Annotated in this window: 16 protein-coding genes; 7 read left to right on the forward strand and 9 right to left on the reverse strand. The window is 58.0% G+C overall.

Annotated elements, in window-relative coordinates:
- The 4 genes from H6G62_RS09100 to H6G62_RS09115 all read left to right on the forward strand — a co-directional run.
- Positions 1–222, forward strand: a 222-nt coding sequence (locus H6G62_RS09100; RefSeq protein ID WP_199324860.1) for a hypothetical protein, incomplete at its 5' end; no start/stop codon positions are given.
- 518 nt (positions 223–740) lie between these two features.
- Entirely contained in the window at positions 741–1,334 is a 594-nt protein-coding gene (recR, locus tag H6G62_RS09105; protein ID WP_190494387.1) for a recombination mediator RecR, read from the forward strand.
- A gap of 76 nt (positions 1,335–1,410) precedes the next feature.
- Complete coding sequence (locus tag H6G62_RS09110) at positions 1,411–2,055, forward strand: histidine phosphatase family protein (protein WP_190494295.1); 645 nt, start codon at positions 1,411–1,413, stop codon at positions 2,053–2,055.
- A gap of 12 nt (positions 2,056–2,067) precedes the next feature.
- On the forward strand, positions 2,068–2,721 hold the full coding sequence (locus H6G62_RS09115) for a histidine phosphatase family protein (RefSeq protein ID WP_190494296.1): 654 nt from the start codon (positions 2,068–2,070) through the stop codon (positions 2,719–2,721).
- A 36-nt stretch (positions 2,722–2,757) separates the two neighbouring features.
- On the opposite strand, the gene H6G62_RS09120 is transcribed toward H6G62_RS09115, so the two are convergent.
- The 3 genes from H6G62_RS09120 to H6G62_RS09130 form a co-directional block, all read right to left on the reverse strand.
- Positions 2,758–3,399: a hypothetical protein gene (locus H6G62_RS09120; RefSeq protein WP_199324862.1), complete on the reverse strand. Its 642-nt coding sequence runs from the start codon at positions 3,397–3,399 to the stop codon at positions 2,758–2,760.
- 33 nt (positions 3,400–3,432) lie between these two features.
- On the reverse strand, positions 3,433–3,867 hold the full coding sequence (locus tag H6G62_RS09125; protein ID WP_190494299.1) for a DUF4079 domain-containing protein: 435 nt from the start codon (positions 3,865–3,867) through the stop codon (positions 3,433–3,435).
- A gap of 174 nt (positions 3,868–4,041) precedes the next feature.
- Positions 4,042–4,371 carry a DUF1830 domain-containing protein gene (locus H6G62_RS09130; protein ID WP_190494301.1) on the reverse strand — a complete coding sequence of 110 codons (330 nt, stop codon included), beginning with the start codon at positions 4,369–4,371 and terminating at the stop codon, positions 4,042–4,044.
- Positions 4,372–4,976: 605 nt separating this feature from the next.
- Between H6G62_RS09130 and H6G62_RS09135 the strand changes: the two genes are divergently transcribed.
- Positions 4,977–6,575: a photosystem II high light acclimation radical SAM protein gene (locus H6G62_RS09135; RefSeq protein WP_199324863.1), complete on the forward strand. Its 1,599-nt coding sequence runs from the start codon at positions 4,977–4,979 to the stop codon at positions 6,573–6,575.
- A 147-nt stretch (positions 6,576–6,722) separates the two neighbouring features.
- Here the strand turns inward: H6G62_RS09135 and H6G62_RS09140 are convergent, their stop codons facing one another.
- Both H6G62_RS09140 and H6G62_RS09145 read right to left on the reverse strand, forming a co-directional pair.
- Entirely contained in the window at positions 6,723–7,715 is a 993-nt protein-coding gene (locus tag H6G62_RS09140; RefSeq protein ID WP_190494303.1) for a glycosyltransferase, read from the reverse strand.
- A 9-nt stretch (positions 7,716–7,724) separates the two neighbouring features.
- Positions 7,725–8,630 carry a LysR family transcriptional regulator gene (locus H6G62_RS09145; protein WP_190494305.1) on the reverse strand — a complete coding sequence of 302 codons (906 nt, stop codon included), beginning with the start codon at positions 8,628–8,630 and terminating at the stop codon, positions 7,725–7,727.
- Positions 8,631–8,915: 285 nt separating this feature from the next.
- On the opposite strand from H6G62_RS09145, the gene H6G62_RS09150 reads away from it, so the two are divergent.
- The gene (locus tag H6G62_RS09150; RefSeq protein WP_190494307.1) at positions 8,916–9,257 is read left to right on the forward strand and encodes a hypothetical protein; all 342 of its coding nucleotides are present in this window, start codon (positions 8,916–8,918) and stop codon (positions 9,255–9,257) included.
- 140 nt (positions 9,258–9,397) lie between these two features.
- Here the strand turns inward: H6G62_RS09150 and H6G62_RS09155 are convergent, their stop codons facing one another.
- On the reverse strand, positions 9,398–9,760 hold the full coding sequence (locus H6G62_RS09155) for a response regulator (protein WP_190494309.1): 363 nt from the start codon (positions 9,758–9,760) through the stop codon (positions 9,398–9,400).
- 194 nt (positions 9,761–9,954) lie between these two features.
- Here H6G62_RS09155 and H6G62_RS09160 point away from each other — a divergent pair, with 194 nt between their 5' ends.
- The gene (locus H6G62_RS09160; RefSeq protein WP_242051906.1) at positions 9,955–11,022 is read left to right on the forward strand and encodes an RluA family pseudouridine synthase; all 1,068 of its coding nucleotides are present in this window, start codon (positions 9,955–9,957) and stop codon (positions 11,020–11,022) included.
- A 39-nt stretch (positions 11,023–11,061) separates the two neighbouring features.
- Here the strand turns inward: H6G62_RS09160 and bcsA are convergent, their stop codons facing one another.
- The 3 genes from bcsA to H6G62_RS09175 all read right to left on the reverse strand — a co-directional run bounded on the left by bcsA (position 11,062) and on the right by H6G62_RS09175 (position 17,566).
- Entirely contained in the window at positions 11,062–13,626 is a 2,565-nt protein-coding gene (gene bcsA / locus H6G62_RS09165) for a UDP-forming cellulose synthase catalytic subunit (protein ID WP_190494311.1), read from the reverse strand.
- Complete coding sequence (locus H6G62_RS09170; protein WP_190494312.1) at positions 13,623–16,181, reverse strand: cellulose biosynthesis cyclic di-GMP-binding regulatory protein BcsB; 2,559 nt, start codon at positions 16,179–16,181, stop codon at positions 13,623–13,625. The genes bcsA and H6G62_RS09170 overlap by 4 nt, the downstream gene beginning before the upstream one ends.
- Positions 16,182–16,291: 110 nt before the next feature.
- On the reverse strand, positions 16,292–17,566 hold the full coding sequence (locus H6G62_RS09175) for a glycosyl hydrolase family 8 (protein ID WP_199324864.1): 1,275 nt from the start codon (positions 17,564–17,566) through the stop codon (positions 16,292–16,294).
- Positions 17,567–17,605 lie beyond the last annotated feature (39 nt).

The raw sequence follows: 17,605 nt of genomic DNA on the forward strand, positions 1-17,605 counted from the left end.
GTGCTCCTCACCCAGCGCCTGCACCCCCAATTTACCTTCCCCCTACCTCATACCGCCTGGTACATCAAGCAACACCCGACCTTTGCTGATGCCTTGGCCTTTGTCCGGCGCTATCTATGGGCCTCTCGGCTTTTTCAGACATCGCAAGATGACCTTGAGTACGTTAAAGTCCCGCGCCCTATCTTCGACATCTGGGCCGAGTTACTTTGCCATGCTGCCTAATTGGATAAAGTCGAGCTCAGATGTGGAGTTATTAGTGCCTAGTTATACAACGCAGACTCAAATCTGAAGTGCAACACTCCGTCTCAGAGCCACTGTCAGCCTTCGCGGTCATGACTACAACCAGGAACACGGTACAGCGCAGCACAGCAGGCTATAGGTCTCCTTCATAGGCTTAGTATTAGATCCATGGCTGCAAGCGAATTTGAGCAGGGGTTGCACTTCAACCTTGAATTGGCCGAGTATTTAGAATTTTTCGTTGCTTTGGCCCTAGATGTATGGGTGGTCCTAGTTTCCTACAGGCTAGAGAATAATCAGGCGACCCTAGAGACCTTACGGCAGTAGATTGCTGTTTTTGGCTGTTTTTTCTCTGACCCGTAGATTAATGCACTACCGATGTATGCGTAAGTCTCGTCCCTCCAAGTCCTGCGGCCTAGACTGCACCCAGGCGATACAATAACCTTCGTTACATTCCATCCCCCCGTCTCCCCATCACTCCATCCCCCAAAAGGAGCCCCGCCATCTACACCCGTCCCTTGGCCCGATTGATTGAAGAACTTCAGCGACTCCCTGGCGTTGGCCCCAAGTCGGCGCAGCGGTTGGCGTTGCACATCCTCAAACGGCCCCAGGTGGAGGTACAAGCCTTGGCCCAGGCGTTGCTGGATGCGAAATCTCAGGTGGGGCAGTGCTCGGTGTGTTTTCACCTGTCGGCGGATCCGGTGTGCGACATTTGCCGTGCCCCCAGCCGAGATCAGCAAACCCTGTGCGTGGTGGCCGATTCGCGGGATGTGATCGCCATTGAAAAAACCCGCGAGTACCGGGGCAAGTATCACGTCCTGGGCGGGCTGATTTCCCCCATGGACGGCGTTGGCCCGGAACAACTCAACATTGGCCCCCTGGTGCATCGGGTGAATAGGGAGGGCATTAAAGAGGTGATTATGGCCATCAGCCCCAGCATTGAGGGCGACACGACGACGCTGTACGTGGGCCAACTGCTGAAACCCTTTACCCGCGTCACACGCATTGCCTTTGGCTTGCCCATGGGCGGCGACCTGGAATATGCCGATGAAGTCACCCTGGCGAGGGCGCTAGAAGGGCGGCGAGATTTGGACTAGGGCGCTGGCGCTGGTGGGTTAGAGTAGAGAAAGCACAGCGAGGGCGGGGGCCTTCTGGGGTTAGGGCAGGGCACCGATGGGCGTATTTCTCTATTTTTTACGACATGGTCAGACGGCCTACAGCCTCACCGGGGGCTATTGCGGCAGGCCAGAAAATGATCCTGGACTGACCCCGGAGGGTATCGCCATGGCCGAAGAATTTGCCGAAACCTATGCCGCCCTGCCCTGGACGGCGACCTACGTGAGCCCCCTGCGGCGGGCGGTGGAAACGGCCAAACCCCTCTGCCAGCGGGTGGGCATGGAGATGCAGTTGCGGGACGGCCTGCGCGAGGTGATGTACGGCATTTGGGAAGGAATGCACCCCACGGCGGTGGATCGGGAACACCATGATGAATATGTGGCGTGGCTGACTGATCCAGCCTGGTATGCCCCGGTGGGCGGCGAGCGGGCGGTGGACATTGCCCGACGGTCGGCCCAGGTGCTCGACGAAATTGAACGCACCCACGACCAAGGCCACATCCTGGTAGTTTCCCACAAGGCCACCATTCGGATTATGCTCTGCACCCTGCTGGGGATCGACGTGGGCCGCTACCGGGATCGGATGGATATGCCCGTGGCCGCTGTCAGCGTGGTGGAATTGGCGAAACGGGGGCCGCTGTTTCACACCATCGCCGACCGATCCCACCTCAGCGATGCCCTGCGATCCCTTCCTTCCACCTAAGGACGGCCCACCATGACCCTGAGGCTTTACTTGCTCCGCAACGCCGAAACCGAATATTGCCGCACCGGACGCTACTGTAGTCGCGACCGGGTAGAGCTAACGGATCGGGGGCAGCAGATGGCTGAGTTCTTCGCCAAAGCCTACTACCCATTGGACTGGAAGGCCGTCTTTTGCAGCCCCCTCCACCACGCGATCACCACCATCCAGCCCTTTTGCCGCGCCACCGGACTACAGGTAGAATGCCGCGACAGCCTGCGGGAACTGGGCTTTGGCAAGTGGGAGGGGATGGCCCCTACCGAAGTCAATACCACCTTCCACGATGACTACATTCGCTGGCTGGCTGACCCCGCCTGGAACAGCCCTACCCAGGGCGAAAAGGGGATCCAAGTGGCCCGCCGCATTGCCGATGTGCTGTCGGAAGTGGAGGAAACCTACCCCAGCGGCAACGTGCTGATTGTCTCCCACAAGGCCACCCTGCGGATTATGCTCTGTACCCTGCTGGGGGTGGATGTGGGCCGCTACCGGGATCGCCTCGCCATGCCCGTTACGTCGCTCTCGATTGTGGAACTTCAGGAGTACGGCCCCTTTGTACACCGCTTTAATGACTGTAGCCACCTGCCCCTGCACCTGCGCCGCCCCTGGGCTGGCAATGGTTCAGACGGCTAGGACCGGCAAGCAGGCCAACCCTTCGGGCCAACAGGGCTAAAGCATTGGGGCGGCATTCGCTAGGGAAAGGGCCGTCGAAATTGTCCACAGGTCAATCCACAGCAAAAATAGGGTGAACAGGAGTAAAAGGCCGTACATCCAGGGCTGGGCTAGGGGTTTCACGTCCTGGGTGTCGAGGTCGGTGTAGCGTTCTACAAGCCCCACTAACCGAGCGAACCCCGCCACCCGCATCGGCAGCAGGTAGGCCCGCTGGGTTTCCCCCGCCGGATCGATGCCCACGAAGTAGTAGACGATGCCGCCCTGGCCCGTGGATCGAGGTTTGAGCGCCTGAGCCTGATCCCAGGGCAACCGCCAGCCGCCCCGAAACAACCAGCGAATCCAGCCCGGATAGGTGACTTCAATGGCCTGATCATCCACCATCACTCGTTGGCCCAGGGCACCATAGAGCCCGATCCAACCCAGGGCAATACCCACCGTCAGCCACAGGGGCGACACCGGAGCCTGGGTGGCCTGGGCTAGGAAGGGCAGTGGCCCCATCAGGGCGATATACAACAGCAGCAACGTCAGGCGAATGAAGGGCGCAATGGGAAACACCTGGCGATCTGATCCCTGGCCCAGTTCACTCCCCACCGCCTCGGTGATCTCCGAGGGATTGCAATCCACAGGGGTTGACTCCATGGCTGGCGAACCGATGATTGGGGTGTACTTTCCCTAAGGTAAATACTTTTGCACCACCTGCCAACCTGACAGGCCCACCCCCGCTAAGGCTAGGGCCAAGCCACCATTCAGGGCAAGGTGAAGTTTCCTAGCCCAGGGTCGTTCTAGGCTAATGCGGCTGGCGCTCCAGGCGGAGGCCAGCACTAGGCCCACCACTCCTAGACCTAGGGGTAGATGAACGGAATGCCCCAGACGACCGTATTCGCCCAGGGTGCCCACAATGCCGACGGACAGCAGCAGCAACACTAGGATCACCAGGGTGATGCCCAGGGTGATGTGCAGAAGCCGCAGCCAAGCGGGTGGATCGGGTTGGCGACGACGATAGGCCCAATAAGCCCCCGTTGCGGCCAAGAGCCCATAGCCCGTCAGGGTGAGACCCATCGACCAAGCCGCAATGCGCCATAGCCATAAAAAAGAAGGTAAGTCCAAAGTTTGAGCCCAAACGCAGGAAAACTTACCTTTTGCATAGCATGACCTTGCTTCAGCAGCGCGATCAATGGCACGGGATGTTACAACTCGATGGGTGGATTCAAGGGAGAATCTAGCCCAAAGGTAGCCCTAGTAACCCTTAGAAGGCCCATCCAGAAATCACCTGGGACACGACTAGGACGCTACGACCACCGACTTTGCGGCGCTCGTCTCAGCGGGAGACTCGTCAGCCTCACCCCCTAGTTCATCCTGGTCGATGGCGAGGCGTTCGCAGGGGATCGTATCGGACAAAATGGCGCTGGCCATCATGCCCGTATGGATTTCCAACATGGCCCTAGACACCGTTTCAAACATCAACCGCTGGCCTGGAAAGACCACCCGTTCAAAATACCAATCGGGAACGTTTGTAATGCGAGCGATCTGAATCTTGCTGGTGGCGTTGACATAGCAACAGAGCACCTGCCTGGAAGTATCGGATGGGATGGGATCAAGAATTTGTGCCATTGATGCTGCGAGCATAACTGCATGAATCACTATGGAGACCCTAACACTTGGTGATCCCCAATGGCTGTAAAGGCGACTACCAACCCCTGTAGAACTGTAATGAAACAGCACAGAAGGCAAGATTTCTTAGGGAGACTTTATCTATCCCTGAGGGTGTCCACCAAACTTTAGCCATGATAAATCGCGGTTTCTATCTATCTTTTCGATGGATTGATCGGCCCTAGGGTGCCGATCATGGCCGATTCTCAGGAGGGATTAGGGCCGACTCTTTTGTCAAAATTTAATCTTTTCTTTAGAGTTTGCCGTCCGTTGTGTAGCCAAGATTACTCAATCATTGTGGGCTCGAAGCCTTGAGATACCGAAGGTGAATCGTCTCGACCATGGCCGGGGCAACCTTCCTGAGGTTAACGGCGATGGGGGCGGAATCATCTCTGGATAATCTATTGATCCCGGTCTATTCCGACAGCGCTAGAAGCGAATTGCTCTAGGGCCATCCCCTCGAATGGACAGTGTTATTGTAAAGATAGGTGAACCCTTCTCAGCATTAGCGCTTCTGCGCCGGAGGCTAACCTGCTCAATCACCCTGCCTGTCTCTCCGCGTGCGCATGATGACCCCTCAATCCGCCGATCTGCCCCGTGTGCTTTATGTCCGGTTGCCCTGTAACCCGATTTTTCCTATCGGAGTAGTCTATCTGGCCGATCATCTTCACAAGCTGTTCCCAACGTTGGAGCAGCGAATTTTTGACCTGGGAGCGGTGCCCCCCTTGGACTATGGGGCGGCGCTAGATCGTTGCATTGACGAGTTTCGGCCCACGCTGCTGGTCTTTTCCTGGCGAGATATCCAAATTTTTGCCCCCGTGGGCGGACGAGGCGGCAACCCACTGCAAAACGCCTTTGAATTTTTCTACGCCCGTAATCCCTTCCTGAAGGCACGGGGGGCGATGGGTGGGTTACGTATGGCAACGACCTACCTAGCGGAACTGTGGCGCAATCAGGGTCTCATTAAACGCGGATTGAAACGGGCCAAACGGCACCACGATAATGTCACGGTCGTGGTCGGGGGTGGGGCTGTCAGTGTGTTTTACGAGCAACTGCACAACCGCCTGCCCAAGGGCACCATCATCTCCGTGGGCGAAGGAGAAACCTTGCTAGAACGCCTGCTGCGGGGGCAAGATTTCTCCGACCAGCGCTGCTACATTGCCGGAGAAACCACACCCCGCCAACGCCTGATCCACGAAGAACCAGAGCCTATCGAAAAATCCGCCTGCAACTACGGCTATATCGAACAAATTTGGCCAGAATTCGACTATTACCTGCAAGATAAAGACTTTTACATCGGGGTGCAAACCAAGCGCGGCTGTCCCCACAACTGCTGCTACTGCGTCTACACCGTGGTAGAAGGCAAGCAGGTTCGCATCAACCCCGCCGACGAAGTGGTGGCGGAAATGCGCCAGCTTTACGACCGAGGGGTGCGCAACTTCTGGTTCACCGATGCCCAGTTCATCCCGGCTCGTCGCTTTATGCAGGATGCCGAAGAACTGCTGCAAAAAATTCTCGATGCGGGCATGGAGGACATCCACTGGGCCGCCTACATCCGCGCCGACAACATCACGCCCAAACTGGCCGACCTGATGGTCGCCACGGGCATGAACTACTTTGAAATCGGCATCACCAGCGGTTCCCAAGAGCTAGTACGCAAAATGCGGATGGGCTACAACCTGCGCACGGTGCTGCAAAACTGCAAAGACCTCAAAGCGGCGGGGTTTAATGACCTAGTGTCCGTCAACTACTCCTTTAATGTGATTGACGAACGGCCCGACACCATCCGCCAAACCCTCGCCTACCACCGCGCCCTAGAGGAAGTCTTTGGCCGCGACAAGGTGGAACCCGCCATCTTCTTCATTGGCCTGCAACCCCACACCCACCTGGAAGAATACGCCTTCGAGCAAAACATCCTCAAGCGCGACTACAACCCCCTCGATATTCACCTACCCTGGGTGTCGAAAAAGCTGCTGTGGAACCCCGAACCCCTAGGGTCATTTTTTGGGGAAGTCTGCCTAGAAGCTTGGCAGCGCAACCCCGACGACTTTGGCCGCGAGGTGATGGATATCCTGGAAGAACGCCTGGGCCGCGCCCCCCTAGAGGACGCCCTGAGTGCTCCCATCCAGGAAGAAAAGCGCCCCCTGGCTTCCCTCTCAGCCTAGCCCTGCCCCTCGGCTACAGCAGTAACCTCAGTCATCGAAAACATGCTCTTTCGCTGTGAGTTGGCCCTCACCCTAAATCTCTCTCTCGTTGGGAGAGGGACTTGGAGCCGTTTCTGGCCCCCGCTCCCTACCGATTCGTCGTGCCGACTAACCCAGTTTTTGGCGAATTTTGGCGATCACCCGTTGCAGGTAAAGGCGGGTGAGGCGGGGCGGGGTAAGGCCAGGAATATCACCGGGATGGTTGGCCCGATGGTCGAAGAATTGGTTGAGTTCCGCTAAAATCACAGCCAACCGGGGAATTAAGGACTCCTCTCGGTAGGGTTGTAAATCCGCAGGAGACATGATTTTTGGCGTTGGTGTGGCCAGGGCGGCGAGGATACGCTCCACATCGTAGGCGGTGGAATAGACGCCGATTTTTTGGCCGTTAAAGCCGGGATCGAAATAGTCTGCTAGGGCACCGTTGACGCTGGAAAACACCTGACAACCGCAGGCCATAGCTTCCATGGGAGGCAGGCCAAACCCTTCACTGACACGGCTCAGCGCCCAATATTCCGCCGAATCATACAGATACACCTTGCTGCGGTTGAACAGTTCGCTGAGGTCGTCCACAAAGCCCTCCAGACACACCACATTGCCATGGGGTTTGAGGGCCGGAACTAGGGTATTTAGTAGATATTCCGAGGACTTCCGAACCTGCACCAGCACGTCAATATCGCGGGGCACCTGGCGGTTGGTAAAGGATTCATCAATGTGGTTGGGCAGGTAGAACAGCAGCCCATTGGCGTGGTGCTGGCCCCAATAGCCCAGGGAATTGCGGCTGACGGTGATGATCGGCACGTCGCTTGGCAAAGAAAAGCCATAGCCGCTGCTGTGGGCGTGGTAGACCAGGTTTTGCCCCCGTAGCCGTTTGGCCAACTTGGGCACATGGAATCCCCAACTGATCACAAAAATGCTGTTTTCTAGGTCGGGCCGTTGCAGCAAGTCATCCAAAAAAAGGGTTTCTGGCTCCCGCTGTTCGTAGGTCACCACCTCGGCAGAACAGAGCTTCTGGGCCAGTTTCAGGGTTTTGATCTCGGCAAACAGCCCACCACAGGCGTAGCGCTTGCGGGTGCCCGGTAGGAGAAAGTAAAGGTGTCGCATAGGGGCATTTTAAACGGCTTGGGCGCGGCTAAACTCTCCGGTTTCCCGCAGGGCATCCAAAAAGGCGTAGAGGGCAGGGGTGTGGAGGGCGTCCTTGAGAATGGTGGCCCCGATGGGCCGGGAAATGGGCAACGGTAAGGCACAAATCCGCACCTCTAGGGGCACAGGTTCGGCGGCGAGGCGGGGCAAAATGGCGATGCCTAACCCCTGCTGCACCATCGCCACCATGGAAGAATCGTGGCGGATACAGTAGGAGATGGCTAGGGGTTGGTTCTGCGCCCCCAGCACGCGACGCACTCGCAGACCGCAACTGCTGTGGGAGGATCCAATCAGCGGCACGGATCGCAAATCCTCCAGGCTAAGCTGGTTACCTTGCATCTGAAACCCTGGGGGCAACAGCGCCACATAGTCATCATCAAAAATATGCAGGCTTTCAAACTCTGCTCCCTCAATGGTTTCAGCTACGCAGAGGTCGGCTTCCCCTTTGATTAGGAGGTCTTTGAGTTCGTGAACCTCATCCTTTTCAATCAGGCTGATCGCGATGGCGGGATAGCGACGGTGCAATCGGGCGATCACCCCTGGCAGGACATGGGTGGCGCAACTCCGAAAACTGCCAATGCGTAGCTGTCCGCCCTGGAGCCCCCTAGCCTGGTTGGCCTCGCTGGCAATGGTGTCTATCAAACCCAGGACACTCTTGGCGTGGTGAAGAATGCGATCTCCCACGGGGGTTAACCTGGCCCCATGGCGGCCCCGTTGCAGCAGCGTCACCCCCAGTTCCTCCTCTAGGGTGGCAATGGCATGGCTAATGGTGGATTGGGAGAGATCGAGTTCTAGGGCGGCCTCGCTAAAGTTGCCACAGTCGGCAATGGCCACGAGCGCCCGCAGTTGAGACAGTTTCAGCTTGCCAGGGTTCATCACAGCCCCCAGGGAATGGATGGTTTTACCCTAGCCGATAGGGTTAACGATATCGTATCGATTTTTTGCATAGAACCTATCTATCCTATGCGTTGGTGGTTTTGGGGTAGCCCGATACATTAAACGTATCGGTTGTTACCTATTGCCCCATCATCCATCCGCTGCGCAACGGTGGTGAACGGGGCTTGGTCTAGCCCCAGCTTTTCCCCAATCTGCCCCGCTGACTGGATCCCCCCTGTGGGGATGCCCTGATCAGTCTACCCCCTGGGGACTGGGAACCCCACCATGGGCACCCTGCCATGTAGGCCGCCGATTTCCATAACAGCGATGAACCCCGGAGGAACGATGAACAGCACGCCCTATTCCAGCTACGATCTCGACCAACAGCGGCGGCAGCTCGAAACCCTCGTGCGGCCCCAGCCCAGTCCCTCCCTCATCCGGGTGCTGCAACAGGCTGGTCACGCCATGGTGAGGTTTTTGACCAACGGTCAAGATCCGGTGATTCGCAAGCGCTGGCACCCTGATGGCCTCGTCTGGCGGGTCTACGATCCCGTTACCCAGCAAAACCAACGGTTCTCCTCCGAGGCCGAACTGCGGGTGTGGCTGGAGGGCCGTTACTACGAATAGGGGCTTACCCCGGCCATGCCCAAGCTGGAATATTTTGCCTCAACTGTCTCGCTGCCGCCTGTCCTCAGGCGGCTTTTTGCCTTCAGCGGTCTATTTTCAGGAGCCGATCCAGCCATAGTGACCTATCTAGCCCTGGGGCCCTAGCGGAGGAGTTGGCGCACGGTGCTGATCATGTCGTCGGGGCGGAAGGGCTTGGTGATGTAGGCATCGGCCCCCTGTTTCATGCCCCAATAGCGGTCAAACTCTTCGCCCTTAGAGGAGCAAATAATCACCGGAATGGATTGGGTGGTGGCGTTGTTTTTAATCCATCGGCAGAGTTCGTAGCCGTTCATGTTCGGCATCACAATGTCGAGTACCACCAGATCGGGTGGGGAGGCTTGGATCATGGCCTGGGCCTCTGAGCCGTCTTTGGCCTCCAGCACCGTTAGCCCAGCCTTGAGCAAAAGTCCGGCGATCATCTCCCGGAGGGTTGAACTGTCATCCACAACCAAGACTGTACTCATAATTTCTCTGCCTCGATACTGGAGTGGCCTACTCCGTGCTCCATCGCTGTTGTTAACGACTAAAGTGACATTTAGTAGAAGCGACGTTTATCAGGATACCGGATAACCTGTGCCCTAACCCTGCCCCCACAGGTTAGGATGCCCATAGGGCAGGAAAATTCTACAGTCCTGGAACTAAACGACTGGAAGAGTGGATGTCTGCCGATTCATGTTCCCCAGCTATCACTGCCTTGATGGGTTCCCTTCTCGCTGACGATTCTGCTGACGATTTCGCTGATCTCCATCCTACTGACGATGCCGACTCCTTACCCCTGGCAGAGATCCAGCGCCAGGATCAGCACCTTGATCTCAGGGTAGACCAGGCCGATCCGCCCCGCCTAGACCGCTGGCTGACAGCCCATGTCAGGCCGATCTCCCGCAATCGTATCCAAAAGTTAATTGATTGGGAGTATGTGACCCTGAATGGGCAGATCTGTACTAACAAAAAAGCGGTGGTGCAGGTGGGAGATCAAATTCGGCTGACCATCCCCGCCGTCAAGCCCCTGGAACTCACGCCAGAGGACATCCCCCTTGATATTTTGTACGAAGACAATCACCTCATGATCATCAACAAACCTGCTGGGTTGGTGGTGCATCCCGCCCCCGGCAACATGAGCGGCACCCTGGTGAATGCGGTGCTGGCCCATTGTGGCGATCAGTTATTGGGGATTGGCGGCGTCCAGCGTCCTGGCATTGTGCATCGGCTGGATAAAGACACCACCGGGGCGATTGTGATCGCCAAAACCGACCTGGCCCACAGCCACCTCCAGGCCCAGATGAAGGCCAAAACCGCCCGCCGAGAATACCTGGGCGTGGTCTACGGTGCCCCCCAGGCCGACTCCGGCACCATCGATGCTCCCCTCGGTCGCCATCCTCAAGATCGCAAAAAAAACGCCATCCTGCCCCTCGAAAAGGGCGGACGCCATGCCGTCACCCATTGGCAGGTGGAAGAGCGGTTGGGCAACTACACCCTGATGCGCTTTCGATTGGAAACGGGCCGCACCCACCAAATCCGCGTCCACAGCACCTCTATCGGCCATCCCCTCGTGGGCGATCCCACCTACGGATCTGGGCGCGATGTGGGGGTGAACCTTCCGGGCCAAGCCCTCCATGCGGAACGGCTCGAACTCGTCCACCCTGCCACGGGGGAAATCCTCGTTGCCCACGCCCCCCTCCCAACCCACTTCAAGACGCTGCTCGCCGTCCTGCGCCGCCGAGGATAGCCCAAGATCCCTGCCTGCCGACGGGGTCTACCCCAGGGACTACATCAGTTCCGAGGGGAGTACCTCCTCTAGAACAGCGCCCTGGAGGGTATGGAGGATCGCCTTAATGCGGTGGCTCTGCTGCACATCCAGCACCTTAGGAAAGCTCAGGTCGAGGGTGGTGGCGGTGGGAGAGGGATGAATGGCATCCAACTGGGCCACCAGTTTGACGACCTCCTGATCGCCAGCATGAACCATGAGCCCGACGGGTTCCCCCATGCCAAAGATTTCGGGGTGAAGCACCAAGTTATGATCCTGGGCAATCACCACCTGCATGGCTCGACTGTTCATGGCGTAGGCCATGGCATCGAGGTAGTGGCCTTGGCTGTAAATCTGGGTATGGGCCTTGACGGTTTTATAGACGGGCTTCGCCTCGTGGGGTTTGGGATCTCGGAAGGCCCGCAGGAGGCTGGTCATCAGGAAGCGAATAGACTCTAGGGGCTTGTCGGCATTGTTGCGTACCTGGGAGTACCACTGGTTCACATCGGAGAACATGACTAGGACGAGGTCGTCCTTTTGGGCCTGGGTCATGTCCTCAAAGTTGACCGTAATGGCGACTTCTTGGTCGTTACGGGGGTTTACCCGCAGCACGCGCCCCTGGAGGAAGACACGGCTGGTGGTATCACCATGGATTTCCACATCTACCGTATCGGGCAGGTTAGGCCAGTCGTTCAGCAAAATTTGTGCCCCGGTTTCACTGATGTCTATGGTGGTGCCATTAAAGGTGCTGTTGCCGGAGAACACCGTCACGCGCAGGTTACGGTTAAGGCGGTGAGACTGACGCAGTTGGGGCTGTTCTAGGGCGACCAGAATCGCCGCCGACAGCAGCACCAGGTTGACCACGCACCACACGGCGTTAATCCACACGGCGTCGGCGTCTTGCAGTTCGGTAATCAGCCAGTAGGGCACCAAAAATAGCGAAAGGATGCACAGTAGGCCGATAATCACCAGCAGGCGCACCGAGGCCCAGTCAAAGTCGCGTTTTGTAACTTGGAGCCCCTTATCGGTAACGTTAAAGCTACCCATCTTGGGGTTCACCAGGGCCATAAAGGTGACGATGCCATCCTGGAAGGCCATGGAATATTCAAAGATCTCGTTCCAGAAGGAGAACCGTACCCCCTTTTGGATAATGTAGTTGGCGTTGAGGGCCAGAAAGATGGAGGGCAGGGCATAGGTAAGGGTTTCAATCCCCAACCCTCGCACTAGGTTGATGCCAAAGATCAAAAAGGCGATGGGGGCAATGGCATACATCAGGCGCGGAAAGCCAAAGAAAAAGTGGGTGGTGGCGGAGGTATAGCAAATCCGCTGGGGGATGGTGAGTTTGCGGTTAAACAGGGGGAACTCCAGCCGCAGAATTTGGGCCATACCCCGCGCCCAACGCACCTGTTGCCCCACGTAGGAGGAGAATTTTTCTGGGGCCAGCCCAGCCACCATAATTTTGTCGTAGTAGACGGTTTCGTAGCCCTTGGAATGCAGCCGCAGGGAGGTATGGCAGTCTTCGGTCACCGTTTCTACGGCAATACCCCCCACCTCTAGCAGGTGCTTTTTGCGCACAATCGCCGCCGATCCACAGAAAAAGGAGGCATTCCAAAAGTCGTTGCCCTTTTGCAGCACCTTGTAAAACAACTCGTTGCCCACGGGCACCTTCCCCTGGGTGAGCAGGTTGCGCTCGAAGGGGTCGGGGTTATAGAACCAGTGGGGGGTTTGAACGAGGGATACCTTGGGATTGAGGAAAAATCCGATGGTTTCCTTGAGAATATTGCGGGTCGGAATGTGGTCGCAGTCGAGGATCAGCACGAAATCGCCGGGGGTGCGGTTGAGGGCGCTGTTGATGTTACCCGCCTTGGCGTGGTCGTTGTTGTCGCGGGTGACCAGTTCGCAGCCGATCTCCTCGCACATTTGCCCTAATTTGACCCGCCGTTCGGGGTATTTCCGGCCATCGTCCAGCACATACACCCCCTTTTTGCCCGCCGGATAATCAATCACCAGGGCAGCTAGGGCCGTTTTGCGGACGATCTCAATATCCTCGTTGTAGGTGGGAATGTAGATATCCACAGGGGGCCATTGGTCGAGGGGTACCGCCTCCATGCTGATGGAGGTGCGATGCTTGATTTTGAGGGTTTGGAAATAGGCCAAAATCAAGGTGCCAATGGCGTAGAGCTCGGCGGCATAGAGCAGCAGGCTGAAGATGCTGTTCACCCAGCCATCCAAGTTGAGGGTGTTGAAGGTGCGGTAGTAGAGGTAGCGCAGGGTTACGACGATACTCAGCCACACCAGCACCAGGTGAATGTGTTCACTGGTGCGATCATTTTGCTGCCGCTGTTCTAGATTGACCAAGAACCAGCCCACGACAATCAGAAACACCGCCAGAAAGCTCTGTTGCCTTAGCGTCAGCGGCGTCACCATCAGGGGCAAGGCGAGGAGGAGGGCCACCCCCATCAGCCACAGTAGGTTCCGCTGCCCCCGCCCACCAAAGGTAGACTCTAGCCAAAGGGGCAGGCGATCAATAAAACGGGCTAATCCAGACCCCGAACGGGGAGAGGTTGAGGTAGATGGCTGGGTCATTGGCTTCCCTCCGGACGACTTAAGCGGTTGAGATACAGTTGTGAGATGCCGTACAGCAGCAGCGACAGAACGACGAGGCCACCGGGCAAGAGGAACCAGTTGCGCTGGACAAAGGTAACGATACGGCCCCAAGGACTACGCCGATCCAGGGTGGCTGGAGCCTGCTGATTAAGGCTCACCACCTGGAAATCGGCCTGGTTGTAAACCGATGGGTTGGCGGTGGTGCGCTGCACAATCACCGTATCCCCATTCAGCCGAGCAAACAGGGCATCCTGTTGAAACACCTGCTGAATCTCGGTGAGGCCCGCCGGAGTTTGGGCCAAGAGACCCAGGAGTAGCCGTTCGGGGTTCCAGGGCGACACCTGGGCTTGAATCACCCCGGCTTGGTCGGGCAGGGTTTGAAGCTGGCTTTGTTGGCCTTGGCGGGAAAACTGTTCCCCCAGCCGAAAGCTCGTCGAGGCCTGGGATAGCTCTGGAATCGGGAAGTCATCCCGGAGGCCAATGCCCACCAGGTTCCGCTCCTGCAAGGCATCGGCGGGGGCATCGGCGGTGTAGACCCCTAGCTTCACGGATGGCCCTCGGCTCAGGCGTCCCATCCGATCCACCACCGCCAGCAGGGTGGCCACGTCGGCTTCGGAGGGCTGACTAGGCAACACTAGGGCCAAATTGGACAAATCCTGGGGAGCGGTGAACGGAAACCCGGTTTTTAGGTTATCGAGATCCGTGAGTTGGATGACGTTAGATCGGTTCAGATCGATCACACTGTTGCCATGAACCGCGCCCCACATGGGTTGATCCGGCAGCACCCCGCAGCTCGTGGGGGAATCGGGGAAGGTATAGAACTGTACCGCCAGCGTGGAGTTGGCGGTCACCAGTTCCGGCGGGATGGTCACGGTCACCGAGTCGCTGCCGCCATTGCGGGATCGCAGCCGTTCTCCCCCAATCCCTTCGCCATCCAGCATGATCGACACCGAGGAACGCTTGGGATCCACCCCAGGGCCATAGCTATAGCGCAGGGTAAACTGGCTTCCCCGCATCACCTGCTCGTTGGGCAACACCCGCAAGGGAATTTCCACCGGGGGCGGCACAGGCAAACCATTCACCGTCACATCCTGGAACAGTTGGTTGGGGGCCACTTCCAGATCGCTCAGCCGCAGCCGACGAACGCCTTCAGGGAGGTACCCTGGCCAATCCATCGCCGATGGCGTCGCCACATCCGTCACCTGGTTCACGAGGGTGGCTTGGCCTGTCAGGAGTTGCTGATCAACGGGCTGGGCCAAGGCTTGCACCGCCTTCAGCACCGCCGCATCATCGTTGCCCGTGGCCACTAGCACCGGGGCCGCACCATTCGCGGTGGTGGTGAGCATCAGCACCCCAACTCCGTTAGGCAGGGGGTTGCCATTGCCGTCGAGTACCTGGTTGTTTTCAACGGCAAAGGGTAGGGTCAATTCCGCTAGTTCGGGCTGCTGGGCGGGGGTGCCCAGAATCACCAGACGATCCCCGTCGTTTACCTGGTCGAGTTGTTTAATCAAGCGAGTTTGAATCGCTCGACCACTGCTGGCCCGACTGGCCACCGCCTGGTAGCGACTGCTGGCGGTTAGCCAGGTGGTATCGATGGTTTTCGGCTGTAGGTAGGTGAGCCGATCCGCATCGAGGCCCAGGCGGTCGAGGAAGGGGTAGGGATAGTTGGCAAAATCGAGGGCGATGGCCTGGGGGCGATAGTTCAACACCACCTGGGAGTCGGGCAAAATCTCCGTCCACAGGGTCGGGTCAGTGGGATCGGAGCAGGTAGGAGAATTGTGCTGCTGCACCTCCATGATCACATTGTTGAAATCCTGAATCAGGTCAGGGGGAATACTAAAGGCCACGTTGCCAATGGCCTCCTCCTCGCGGTTGAGGGGCACGCTGCCCAAGTGGCGATTGTTAAACCGCACCGTCAGGTTCGACCGATTGGCGTAGAGGGCGGGGGAATGCCGGAACCGCAGAATCACCCTCGCCGATTCCACCTGCCAATGGCGGGGCCGCGTAAACCCAATGCGGGCTTGGGAGAGCACCCCCTGCATTTGCAAGGCATTCCCCACCACGGGGGATCGGTTGAACTGAAGCACGTACTGGCTGAGGGGGGCGGCTGGGGTAGTGGGTTCAGGGGAGGGATTCTCAACCTCAGGATCTGCCTCGCTCGGTGCCGCTGGGGCTGGGCTGGGGGAGGTGCCCCCAGGGGCAGGTGTGGTGGTAGGGGGGCGGGTGGGAACCGTGGGGACGGGCCGCACTGGGGCGGCTGGGGTAGGGCGATTATTCGCCGGGGGCCGAGGGGCCGGACGCACCACCGGGGCAGGGGGGGGCGTTTGGGGTAGGGAATGCTGCTGAATCACCGCATCCTCCTGCTGCTCCACGGTGCCGCCCGATTGCGCTTGGGAAGGGGCCAACCGCCCCAGGCTAATCAGCAGGGCACACCCCAACCCTAGGGCCACAAGCCCTAGGCGAGGCCATGGCCCCAAGGATCGAGGGCGATGCCGTCGTTTATCTAGGGGGCGTTTATCTAGTTCATTACGCATAGGTTACTCCTAATACACCCGTCCGGCGGGCCTGTGTTTCAGTTAGGGCAGGGGGTTCAACCCAACGGTCGATAGGGCGATTCCGGTCTGACTCAATCTGGCTATTCTGGCTATTCTGATCCTTGCAACAGCGCTGGGGGCAGGTCTTCCGGAGGAAAAAGCCCTAACCAGGCCAGGTTTTGCACATAGTAAGCATTGGCGTTATCCCAAATGCCATGGCGGTAGGCGGGGATGAGTTTTTGTTGATACATTTCCGTGGCAATGGTGGGAAGGATTTGATCAAAGGCAATGTACAGCATGGCGTATTGCCCGGTGGCTTCGTAGTCCACCAGGGGGTCGCCCGCTAGGGACAAAATGGCTGGAATCCGCTGATCCTGTTGCCAAAGCTGTTCCAAAAAAGATAGGTTCTCTGTGAGAAAGGCGGTGGCCCGAGGCTCGTCAAACCAGGCTGCATCCCAGGCGATCCGCCACCATACCCGATGGGCATCAAAGCCGTATTGGCTGCTGAGGGTTGACCCCTCCGCCACGGCGGTCACGGTCTGGGTGGTCATATCCAAACGGACCCAATCGCCCGGCAAGCCCTTGGCCGACAGCACCGAAACTTGATCCAGCACCGCATAGCTGCTGTCCACCAGGGAGAGCCAATCCCGGTCGGGATCCACCTGGGCAAAGAGCCGAAAAGCATAGGGGGCCAAGTAGGAGGGGTTGAGATAAAGCGTGTTGGCATCGGGTTGAAAGGCGGCCAGTGGCCCCGGCAGCAGATAGCGGGGTCGATTTTCTATGTCTAGGGCCAGGGTGGACTGATCCCACAAATCCGCCAGCTTAAGCCGCGCCAGATCGAGATAATCGGGTCGTTGCCAGCGACGAGCAGCCCAAATCAGGGCTGTAATGGCGTCAATATCGGCATCGCTGGCAAAGTTTTCGTCCAAAATTTGCCAACTCCCATCCGTCGCCCGCCCCCACTTCCAAGCCCAGAGGTGATCTACCCCATCGGCATCATTGGCTTGACTGGGTCGCCGCAGGTTATCCTCGGCCCAGCGCAGGGTAAGATCAAAGGTCTCCGGATCATCCGCCATCACCGCCCGCAGCATGGCATAGGCTTGCCCTTCGGAGACAGTGCGGCCCCCGGCTTCCCAGTCAATCACCCGACCATCGGACTGAATAAACCGCTGTCGATAGACCTGCCAGCTTTCGGCCAGCAGATCGCTACGGCTGAGGTTAGCGGAATCTTGCCCTGTGCCATACCAGAAGGTAGGACTGAGGTTCAGGCCTTCAAAGCTGAGGGGCTCAAAGGCGATGGGATCTAACGTTGGTACGCAACCCGCACTACCCACGAGGGCAACGGTCAAGGACATCACCATGGCGTTCGGAAAGGGGAGGGGCATAGCAGGGAGATTATCAATGAAGCATGACCAACGGAATCG

The organism is Phormidium sp. FACHB-1136, from assembly GCF_014697375.1.
Taxonomy (GTDB): Bacteria; Cyanobacteriota; Cyanobacteriia; order Phormidesmidales; family Phormidesmidaceae; genus Nodosilinea.